The sequence below is a fragment of the Microbacterium sp. AR7-10 genome, assembly GCF_001878835.1.
Classification (GTDB): Bacteria; Actinomycetota; Actinomycetes; order Actinomycetales; family Microbacteriaceae; genus Microbacterium; species Microbacterium commune.
The window spans coordinates 1-9,919 of sequence record NZ_MJIR01000073.1 but is presented as its reverse complement, the minus strand read 5'-3'; the positions used below and the strand labels follow the sequence as shown (position 1 = coordinate 9,919).

Below are 9,919 nucleotides of genomic sequence, written 5' to 3'. Positions count from 1 at the left end.
CGCCCGAGCGGTCGCGGCGGCGTTGCGGATGCCGCCGATCAGCACCGTCGCGGGACCGGCATCCGGACCAGCCGCGGCTGACGCGGCCAAGGCGACCGCGGCGCCGTTCGTCGACCACGACACAGCCGATTCGAGCGTGACGCGCTGACCGGCGGCGACGGCGTCGGCGAGGGTGGACGAGAAGCGCAGCACGTCGACGACGATCACGATGCCGGCGGGCGCGAGCCGAGCGAGCCCGTCCGCGCCCCAGTCGAAGCGCACCTGATACGAGGACTGGTCGAACGGGGAGGGCATCCATCCAGCCTAATCCGCCGCCGGATATCTGATGCCGGGCTGCGCCACCCGCACGCAGCCCGGCTGGAGGGCAGTGCTCAGTCGGCGGCGAGCGCCTCGACGGGGGCGACTCGCGTCGCGAGGCGAGTCGGGGTGACCGCGGCGACGACGGTCAGCACGGCGGTCGCGACGACGATGATCACCACGGGGATCCACGGCACCGCCGGGTACACGAGCCCGGCCGGTTCGAAGTCGGGCAGCACGGGCACCGAGCCGAGCAGCGCCTGCGCGGCGATCCACCCGTACGCGATGCCGAGCGCGAGACCGGTGAGGGTGGCGGCGACCGTGATGTGCACGGCCTCGAGCAGCACCATCCGGCGCACCTGGGCAGAGGTCAGTCCGATCGCGCGCAGCAGCCCGAGCTCACGACGACGCTGCACGACGCCGATGGTGAGCAAGTTGACCAGGCCCACCGCGGCGATGACCGCCGACACGGCGACCAGCACCATCATGATGCTCGCGAACGCGTCCAGCGGGGCGAAGAAGCCGTCGACGAACTCTCCCTCGCTCTGGCGCATCAGCAGCGCCTTCACCGACTCCAGCGCGACGGCGAACATCGTCACCAGCGCCACCCCCATCACCACGCCGATCGCCATCCGACTCGACCGCTCCGGATACCGCAGCGCGTTCTCCGCCGCGAGCCGCGCCGTCGCCTCGTTGCCGAACAACCGGCCGACCAGGCGCAGCACAGGGGGCATGAACAGCGGCGACGCGGTCGCCAGGCCGGTGAACGAGAACAGCCCGCCGAAGAACGCCACGACCACGCCCAGCGGCGTGATCAGCCCGAGCAGGACGCCGGCGGCCAGCAGCGCCGCTCCGGCCACGATCAGCACCAGAGCCCCCACGTGGCTGCCACGGCGGCCGGCCTCCTCAGCGTGCGTGCGCTCGACCGAGCCGCCGAGTGCCTGCAGGGGCGTGACGGTGAGCACACGACGCGACCCGATCCAGGCGGCGAGCCACGTCGTCAGCACCACGCCCACCACGGGGAACAGCACACCGGGCTGCGCGAGCGTGAACTCCGCCGGGGCGCGATCGAGCAGCAGCTCGCCGGCAAGCACCCCGAGCGCCGCGAAGCCGACGCCGACCACCAGACCGACGCCCGCTCCGATCAGGCCGACCACGAACCCCTGACCGGTGACCTCCGCACGCTGCGAGCGGGCCGAGGCGCCGATCAGACGCAGCAAGGCGATGCGGCGCGTCCGGCCGGCGATGATGGTCGAGAACGTGTTCGCGGTGACGATCGCGGCGACGTACATCGCGACCGCGACGAGCAGCACCGACAGGATCGCCACCACGATGGCGAGCACCTCGCTGTCGCCGATGAACGGGTCGGACTGCAGCACCGCTGCGAGGTAGGCGGTCACCTCGACGAGGATCACACCGAAGGCGGCGGCGAGCGCCGAGACCAGGATGCTCGCTCCCATCCCCCGCTCGCGCAGCCAGCCGAGGCGTGCCTGGCGCGGGCGGGTCGGCTCGAGAGGCGACATCGTCGCGGCGGGCGCGCTCACGCCGCGACCTCCGCGGCGAGCATGTACGCGGCGATCTGCTCTGCGCTCTGCTTCGGATGGTCGGCGGTGATCCGGCCGTCGCCGAGGAACAGCACCCGGTCGGCGTGGCTCGCCGCGATCGCGTCGTGCGTGACCATCGCGATCGACTGGCCGTGGTCGCGGCTCGCCCCGGCGAGCAGCGCGAGCACCTCGCGGCCGCTGCGCGAGTCGAGGTTGCCGGTCGGCTCGTCGGCGAACACGAGGTCGGGTGCGGTGGCCAGTGCGCGGGCGATCGCCACGCGCTGCTGCTGTCCGCCCGAGAGCTCGTGCGGCCGGTGGGTGAGGCGGGATGCCAGACCGAGGCGCTCGACGAGGCCGTCGATGCGCGCCCGTTCGATGGCCGTCGGCCGGCGCCCGTCGAGCTCGAAGGGCAGCAGGATGTTGCCGAGCGCATCGAGCGTGGGCACGAGGTTGAACGCCTGGAAGATGAAGCCCACGCGGCGCCGGCGCAGAATCGTCATCTCGAGGTCGTCCAGACCGGTGATCTCGGTGTCGCCGATCCAGGCGCGCCCCTCGGTGGGGGCGTCGAGACCGGCCATGATGTGCATGAGGGTGGACTTGCCCGACCCGGACGGGCCCATGATGGCGGTGAACTGGCCGCGGCGGATGCCGACGCTGACGTCGTCGAGGGCGCGGACGCCGGCGGCGCCCGCGCCGTAGGTCTTGGTGAGGTGCTGGACGCGTGCGGCGAGGCCGAGGTCCGAGGTCGTGATCTCCATGCCTTCGACGCTATTTCCGCCGCCCCGGCCGGCACATCGGCCCGGCGATGGCATCCGCGTACATCGCAGGGATGATCCCTGCGCGCCCGCAGGCGTACGCCGGTCAGGCCAGGCCGTGCTCGAAGGCGAAGACGACCAGCTGCACGCGGTCGCGCAGGCGCAGCTTATTCAGGATGCGGCTGATGTGGGTCTTCACGGTCGCCTCGCTGAGGTACTCGCGCGCCGCGATCTCGGAGTTCGACAGCCCGCGTGCGGCGAGCGCGAAGATCTCCCGCTCGCGATCGGTGAGGTCGGCGTACTCGGCCGGCACGGGTTTGGTCTCGGTGGTGAAGTGCGCGAACAGCTCGCGGGTGGCGGAGGCCGCGATCACACTCGACCCGGAATCGACCGTCCGGATCGCGGCGAGCAGGAACTCCGGATCGGCGTCCTTCAGCAGGAATCCGCTGGCGCCCTGCTGGATCGCCCGGGCCGCGGCCTCATCGAGGTCGAAGGTCGTGAGCATGACGATGCGCGGCGGCTCGGGCTGGGTGAGCACCTGCGCGGTCGCGGTCAGGCCGTCCATGACGGGCATCCGGATGTCCATCAGCACCACGTCGGGGCGGGTGCGTCCGATCACCTCGAGCGCGTCGCTGCCGTCTCCCGCTTCGCCGACCACATCCATGTCGGGCTGCGACGAGACGAGCATCCGCACACCCGCGCGGAACAGCGCCTGGTCGTCGACGAGCACGACCCTGATCATCCGTGACCTCCTGGTCGTCTGCGGCCCGCTCAGTTCGCCGAGGGGCCGATCGGAAGCGTAGCGCGCACGGTGAAGCGGCTCGGCTCATGTTGCACCGTGAGCGTTCCGCCCATCAGCTGAGCGCGCTCGCGCATTCCGATGAGGCCGTGGCCGCCCTGCGCACTCATCGGGGCGTCCGCGGCCGTGGTCACGCCGGGGATCCGGTTGTGCACGAGAAGGTCGACTCGATCGGCCCACCACGACAGACGCACGTCGACGTCGCCCTCGCCGTGCCGGATGGCGTTGGTGAGCGCCTCCTGCAGGATCCGGTAGACCGCCAGCTGCACGGCGCCGGGCGGTTCGGCCTGCGGCATCGGATCCACCGACACCCGCGGCTCGACGCCCGCCTGACGCACCTGGGCGAACAGCGTCTCCAGATCGGCGAGTGTGGGCTGGGGGCCGTCGCCCTGCCGGTGGCGCAGCTGGGTCAGCAGCATCCGCACATCCGACAGCGCGGAGCGCGCGGTCTGCGCGATCGTGGTCAGCGCCTCCTGCGCGAGCTCGGGTCGCGCGGCCGCGGCGTAGCGTGCGCCATCGGACTGCGCGATCACCACGGCGAGCGAGTGCGCGACGATGTCGTGCATGTCGCGGGCGATGCGCACGCGCTCCTGCTCTTCGGCCGCCGCGGTCTCGGCACGCAGCTGCGCCTCGCGGTTCGCGCGGCTCTGGCGCACCAGCCGCCAGAGCAGCCCGGCGCCCCAGGCCATGGCGAGCGAGAGCACGATCGTCAGCCCCATCGTGATGCTCAGCAGCACGAGCCGCATCTCGATCGGCGAGGGCGCGGTCACCGCGGCCGTGAAGTCGTACTGGAGCACGCCGATGTAGACGCCGGCGATGAGGCCGCCGCCGACGGCGGAGGCGCCGCCGATCCACATCATGCGCTTCGTGCCCCAGGCGGCGGCAGCGAACAGCACCACGAAGATGGCGAGATCGAGCGGAAGCGGCGGCAGGCCCGCGGCCATCTGCAGCAGCGCGCCCGTCCACGCGACGACGAGGGCGATCGGCGGCGAGAGCCGGCTGATCGCGGCCGCCCCCCAGAGCAGCATCGAGACCGCGACGAGCATGACGGCCGAGGGCGGATCGGGCATCCAGAAGCTCAGCTGCCCGCCGCTGAAGGTCAGCGACAGGGGAACGGTGATCAGCAGGCCGACGATCGCCCCGACGATGTCGAGCACGAGCCAGGGGGCGGGGATGCGGCGGATCACCCCTTCACGCTACGGGAGGGGGTGCGCGCCGCGCGTCCGCCTCGAGATGTATCCGGGCATCCGAGGCAGCCGAGTGGGCCCGAATGGCCGCCTCCGGGCGACTGAAGCGGCCATTTGGGACCTGCCGACGCGTAGCGGCCGGCCGTCTCAGGCTCGGCAGAGGATCTCGCCGTGCGGGACGAGATACCAGCCGTCGCCGTCGGATGCCCAGGCGCGCCAGGCGTCGCTGATCTGCTGCAGCTGCGCCCGATCCGCGAGCCCGTCGCGTTCGAGCTGTGTCGAGAGTGCGGACTGCAGGATGCGGTCGGCCCACATCCCGCCCCACCACGCTCGCTCCTCCGGCGTCGCGTAGCACCAGGTCGACGCGGTCGAGGTGACGTCGGTGAAGCCCGCGGCGCGTGCCCACGCGAGCAGGCGACGCCCCGCATCCGGCTCGCCGCCGTTGCGCCGCGCCGCCTCGCGGTACAGGCGCAGCCACTCGTCGAGCTCGGGCAGCAGCGGGAACCAGATGAAACCCGCATAGTCGGCGTCGCGGGCGGCGACGAGGCCGCCCGGCCTGGTGACCCTGCGCATCTCGCGCAGCGCCTGCACCGGGTCGCCGACGTGCTGCAGCACCTGGTGGGCATGCACGACGTCGAAGGTGTCGTCGGCGAAGCTCAGCGCATGCACGTCTTCGACGGAGAAGTCGACGTTCGTCGCCCCCCGCTCGGCGGCGAGGGAGCGCGACAGGGCGAGCGCGTCGTCGGAGATCTCGGTCGCCGTGACCCGGTGCACCCGCTCGGCGAAGTCGAGGGTGATGCTGCCGGGGCCCGCTCCCACGTCGAGCAGATGGTCGTCGGGTGTCAGGTGCCCCGCGAGGTAGGCGGCGGAGTTCGCCACCGTGCGGTTGTTGTGCGAGCGCAGCACCGAATCGTGGTGCCCGTGCGTGTAGACGGCCATGCGGCCAGTCTGCCGCAGCGGTGGCTCAGTCGCGGGCGAGGCGACGCAGAGACTCGCGGTCGGGTTTGCCGGATGCCAGCGTCGGAACCCGCTCGGCGCGCAGCTGCGCCGGCCGGGCATGCCGGCCGATCTCGGCTTCGACGCGCGCGCGGGCGGCCTCGAGCAGCTGCTCTCCGTGGGGCACGTCGGCGAAGATGACGGATGCCTCGCCCCAGCGCTCATCGGGCACGCCGACCACGACCGCCTGCTCCAGCCCCGGGATGCCGCGCACGACCCGCTCCACCCGGTCGAGCGACACGTTGATGCCGCCCGACACGATCACGTTGTCGATCCGGCCGGTGACGGCGAGACGACCTGCGGGCGTGATGGTACCGGCGTCGCCGGTGCGGTACCAGCGCACGCCATCGGAGCCGGGCACGAACACCTGGGCCGTGCGCTCGTCGTCTCCGAGGTACCCGTCGGCGAGCATCGGACCGCTGATGCGCACCTCGCCGTCGACCTCCGCGAGCCCGACGCCGTCGAGCGGTCGTCCGTCGTAGACGCACCCGCCGGCCGTCTCGCTGGAGCCATAGGTGCGCACGATCCGCGCCCCCGCGGCGTCGGCGCGGACGCGCAGCCGCTCGGGCAGCGCCTGTCCGCCGACGAGAATCGCTCGGTACGACGCGAGCGCGGCGCGCACGCGCGGCTGCTCGTCCGCGGCGTCCAGCAGAGTCGCGAGCTGCGCCGGCACGAACGAGGTGAACCGGTCGACGCCGTCACGCAGCGTCGCGGTCGCGCGCACGAAGGCATCCGGGGTGAAACGGCCCTCGAGCAGCACCGGGTCGATCCCCGCGAGCAGCGAGCGCCCGAGCACCTGCACGCCGGCGATGTACGCGGCGGGCAGGGCGAGCATCCACTGCCCCGATCCGATCCGCGCGGCGGTCGCCGCGGCACTCGCCCGCAGCGCGGCGGCACTGAGCACGACGCGCTTGGGGATGCCGCTGGACCCGGAGGTGGCGATGACCACCGCGGTGCCCTCGGGCACCACATCCTCCGCCGAGGGCTCGAAGCCGAGCGCCAGGGGGCCCGCTCCGTCGAGCGCGGCCGGCAGGGCATCCCGCACCGCGCCAGCATCCGCGCCGTCGACGGTTCGCAGACTCACCTCGGCCACGGGCTCAGAAGTGGTACGGGAAGGGCGACCAGTCCGGGTCGCGCTTCTGCAGGAACGAGTCACGTCCCTCGACGGCCTCGTCGGTGCCGTAGGCCAGCCGCGTGGCCTCCCCGGCGAACACCTGCTGGCCGACGAGCCCGTCGTCGACGGCGTTGAAGGCGAACTTCAGCATCCGGATCGCGGTGGGCGACTTGGTCAGCACCGTGCGCGCCATCTTCAGCGCCTCCCGCTCGAGCTCGGCGTGCGGCACGACGCGGTTGACCGCGCCCATCTCGTAGGCGCGCTGCGCCGAGTACTCCTCGGCGAGGAAGAACACCTCGCGGGCGATCTTCTGGCCGGTCTGCCGCGCCATGTACGCCGAGCCGTAACCGGCGTCGAAGCTGCCGACGTCGGCATCCGTCTGCTTGAACCTGCCGTGCTCGGCGCTCGCGACCGTCAGATCGCACACCACGTGCAGCGAGTGCCCGCCGCCCGCCGCCCAGCCCGGGACGACGGCGATGACCACCTTCGGCATGAACCGGATCAGCCGCTGCACCTCGAGGATGTGCAGCCGACCCGCGCGGGCGGTGTCGTGCACCGTCGCCTCGTCGTCGGAGTACTTGTAGCCGTCGCGACCGCGGATGCGCTGGTCGCCGCCCGAGCAGAACGCCCAGCCGCCGTCCTTCGGGCTCGGGCCGTTGCCGGTGAGCAGCACGGCGCCGATCCGCGGATCCTGGCGCGCGATGTCGAGCGCGCGGTACAGCTCGTCGACCGTGTGCGGACGGAACGCGTTGCGCACCTCGGGCCGATCGAACGCGATGCGCGCGACGCCCCCGTCGCGCGACACGTGTGCGGTGATGTCGGTGTAGTCCTCGGCTCCGGGGGCGAGCTGCCACTCGGACGGGTCGAAGATGTCGGAGACGAAGTCGGCGGTCACGGCTCTCAGCCTAATCACCTGCGGGTCGGTGCGACCGGGTCGGTGCGACCGGGTCGCGTACGATCGTGGCGTGCGCCTGACAACTCACCTCCGCCGTTCCGTGCTCGCTCTCACCGCCGCTGCGGCGCTCGCCCTGACGGGCTGCGCGTCGAATCCGGATGCCGGCGAGCCGGGCTCATCGAACCCCGCGCCGTCGTCGTCTGCGAGCGAGGCATCCGGGACGTGCTCCTACCCGGAGGACGGCCGTCCGGCGTCGACCGCGGTCGACGCGCCCGCTGCCGAGCCGTCCGAGACCGCCGAGGTGCCGGTCACGGTGGCGACCGGCGTCGGCGAGCTGAAGATGACGCTCGACGCCGCGAAGACGCCGTGCACCGTGAACAGCTTCCTCTCGCTCGCCGAGCAGGGCTACTTCGACGGCACCACCTGCCACCGCCTGACCACCGAGGGCATCTTCGTGCTGCAGTGCGGCGACCCGAGCGCCACGGGGACGGGCGGCCCCGGCTACTCGTTCGCCGACGAGCTGGACGGATCGGAGACGTACGAGGCCGGTACGCTCGCGATGGCGAACGCCGGGCCGGATACGAACGGCTCGCAGTTCTTCGTCGTCTACGCCGACAGCCAGCTGCCGCCCAGCTACACCGTGTTCGGACACCTCGACGAGGCCTCCACCGCGATCGTCGCCGATGTGGCCGCGGCCGGCACCGAGAACGGCGGCCCCGACGGCGCCCCGAAGACCCCGGTCATGATCGAGAGCGTCACGAAGGGCTGACGCCGCGCGCCGCGGCGCCGTCTTCTGCGCCGAGACCCCNNGGGGTCTCGGCGCTCGGCGGCGGGAGCTCGGCGGTGGGAGGGCGGCCCGGGGCTCGCCGGCGCTCGCCGGCGCTCGCCGCGGGAGGGCGGCCGCGGATCAGCGGGCCAGGCGGGCGCGAGCGGCCTTGCGCCAGCCGTCGATCATGTCGCCGACGGTGATGCCCACGATGCCGATGCCGGTGAGCACGGCGAGGACGATCACGGCGTCATCGCCCACCCCGTTGCTCAGGAACACCTCGTCGACGAAACGCCGGTTGTACAGCGTCCCGTTCATCAGCGCGGTCAGGCCGAGCACCATGACGACTGCCGCCAGGGCGGCGTTGATCCAGGCGAAGGTCATCGTCCAGCGCCCGCGAGCGAAGACCGCGACCGAGAGCACGGCCTCGGCGACGAGCAGCGCCAGCAGCGCGCCGATGCCCCACGGCCAGAGCCCAGGGTTCAGGATCGACAGCGGCTCATCGGCGGAGGCCGTCCAGCCGCGCAGCTGATCCCACACGAGCACCCCGGCGAACAGCGCGAGCATGATCAGCGAGGCGATCAGATCGGCGGGCCCGGTGCCGTTCTGCGGATCTTCGGGCAGCTGATCGACGCTCCACCTGACGCCGGTGTCGGCGCCCGTCCGCTCGAGGATGAAGAAGACCAGCGTCGTCCAGAACGAGACGTGCACGATCACCGACAGGGCGACGACGATGGCCTCGCCGATGATCTCGCCGATGCCCGCGCCGGCCAGCGCCTGCGCGATCGCGACCCCGCCGACTGCGCAGGCCGGCACGATTGCGAGCAGGATCTTCAGCAGCCGCCACCAGGTCAGGTAGTACTTCGGCCCGATCAGATGCAGCGGCCGATCGGCGTATCCCGCGGCGAGCGCCGCGGGATCGCCCAGTTCGGTGAGCACGGCGTGCTCGGCATGCTCTAAAGCCTCGCCGTTCGCGGTGCGGGCGTCGACGGCATCCGCGATCGAGGCGCGCAGCTCGTCGCCGACCTCCTTCTGCAGCCCGGCTGGGAGGCTCCGCACGGTGGCGGCGATGTACCGGTCGGTCAGTGTGGCGGTCATGTCAGTTCTCCTGGTCGCGGAGCGCGGCGGTCGCGGCGGCGATGGCCGCGACCTCCTGAGTCAGTGTGGTCGCGAGGCGGACGCCCGCCTCGGAGGTGCGGTAGAACTTTCGGGGCCTCGCCTCGTCTGTGTTCCACTCGCTGTCGAGATAGCCCTGCTTCTCGAGTCGGCGCAGCAGCGGGTAGAGCGTGTTGGCATCGGTGGGGAAGCCGGCGGATGCCAGCTGCTCCAGCAGGCCGTACCCGTAACCCGGGGTGCGCAGCAGCTGCAGGCTGGCGAGCACGATGGTGCCTCGCCGCAGCTCCTGCAGATGGACGTCGAACTCGCTGTCGCTCATGCGAGAGACGATATTGTGTGACACACACTATTGTCAATGGCACATTGATGGTCACATCGCGACCGTAGTCTGGGGCGATGAACACCTCGGTGCAGATCCGCCGCGTCGATCCGTTCCACACCGTCGAGCAC

The 9,919-nt window shown here is 71.9% G+C and carries 10 protein-coding genes and 1 pseudogene; 1 reads left to right on the top strand and 10 read right to left on the bottom strand.

The window, feature by feature from the left end; genetic code table 11:
• The 8 genes and pseudogenes from BFN01_RS15855 to BFN01_RS10195 all read right to left on the bottom strand — a co-directional run.
• Window positions 1–294 (bottom strand): annotated as a pseudogene (locus BFN01_RS15855) (phosphosulfolactate phosphohydrolase); the annotation flags it as partial.
• 77 nt (window positions 295–371) lie between these two features.
• Entirely contained in the window at window positions 372–1,820 is a 1,449-nt protein-coding gene (locus tag BFN01_RS10225; protein WP_071644092.1) for an FtsX-like permease family protein, read from the bottom strand.
• 17 nt (window positions 1,821–1,837) lie between these two features.
• Complete coding sequence (locus BFN01_RS10220; protein ID WP_071644063.1) at window positions 1,838–2,599, bottom strand: ABC transporter ATP-binding protein; 762 nt, start codon at window positions 2,597–2,599, stop codon at window positions 1,838–1,840.
• A gap of 103 nt (window positions 2,600–2,702) precedes the next feature.
• Entirely contained in the window at window positions 2,703–3,338 is a 636-nt protein-coding gene (locus BFN01_RS10215; protein ID WP_071644061.1) for a response regulator transcription factor, read from the bottom strand.
• 29 nt (window positions 3,339–3,367) lie between these two features.
• Window positions 3,368–4,582 carry a sensor histidine kinase gene (locus BFN01_RS10210; protein WP_071644059.1) on the bottom strand — a complete coding sequence of 405 codons (1,215 nt, stop codon included), beginning with the start codon at window positions 4,580–4,582 and terminating at the stop codon, window positions 3,368–3,370.
• Window positions 4,583–4,729: 147 nt separating this feature from the next.
• Window positions 4,730–5,521 (bottom strand): methyltransferase domain-containing protein, encoded by a 792-nt coding sequence (locus BFN01_RS10205; RefSeq protein ID WP_071644057.1) that lies wholly within the window; start codon window positions 5,519–5,521, stop codon window positions 4,730–4,732.
• 25 nt (window positions 5,522–5,546) lie between these two features.
• A complete protein-coding gene (locus BFN01_RS10200) occupies window positions 5,547–6,662 on the bottom strand; it encodes an AMP-binding protein (RefSeq protein WP_071644090.1) in 1,116 nt (371 codons plus the stop codon).
• 13 nt (window positions 6,663–6,675) lie between these two features.
• Window positions 6,676–7,587: a 1,4-dihydroxy-2-naphthoyl-CoA synthase gene (locus tag BFN01_RS10195; RefSeq protein ID WP_071644055.1), complete on the bottom strand. Its 912-nt coding sequence runs from the start codon at window positions 7,585–7,587 to the stop codon at window positions 6,676–6,678.
• A 70-nt stretch (window positions 7,588–7,657) separates the two neighbouring features.
• On the opposite strand from BFN01_RS10195, the gene BFN01_RS10190 reads away from it, so the two are divergent.
• On the top strand, window positions 7,658–8,356 hold the full coding sequence (locus BFN01_RS10190) for a peptidylprolyl isomerase (protein WP_071644053.1): 699 nt from the start codon (window positions 7,658–7,660) through the stop codon (window positions 8,354–8,356).
• Window positions 8,357–8,494: 138 nt separating this feature from the next.
• Here the strand turns inward: BFN01_RS10190 and BFN01_RS10185 are convergent, their stop codons facing one another.
• Together BFN01_RS10185 and BFN01_RS10180 are read right to left on the bottom strand one after the other, a co-directional pair.
• Window positions 8,495–9,451: a hypothetical protein gene (locus BFN01_RS10185; protein ID WP_071644051.1), complete on the bottom strand. Its 957-nt coding sequence runs from the start codon at window positions 9,449–9,451 to the stop codon at window positions 8,495–8,497.
• A 1-nt stretch (window position 9,452) separates the two neighbouring features.
• On the bottom strand, window positions 9,453–9,788 hold the full coding sequence (locus BFN01_RS10180) for a PadR family transcriptional regulator (protein WP_071644049.1): 336 nt from the start codon (window positions 9,786–9,788) through the stop codon (window positions 9,453–9,455).
• Window positions 9,789–9,919 lie beyond the last annotated feature (131 nt).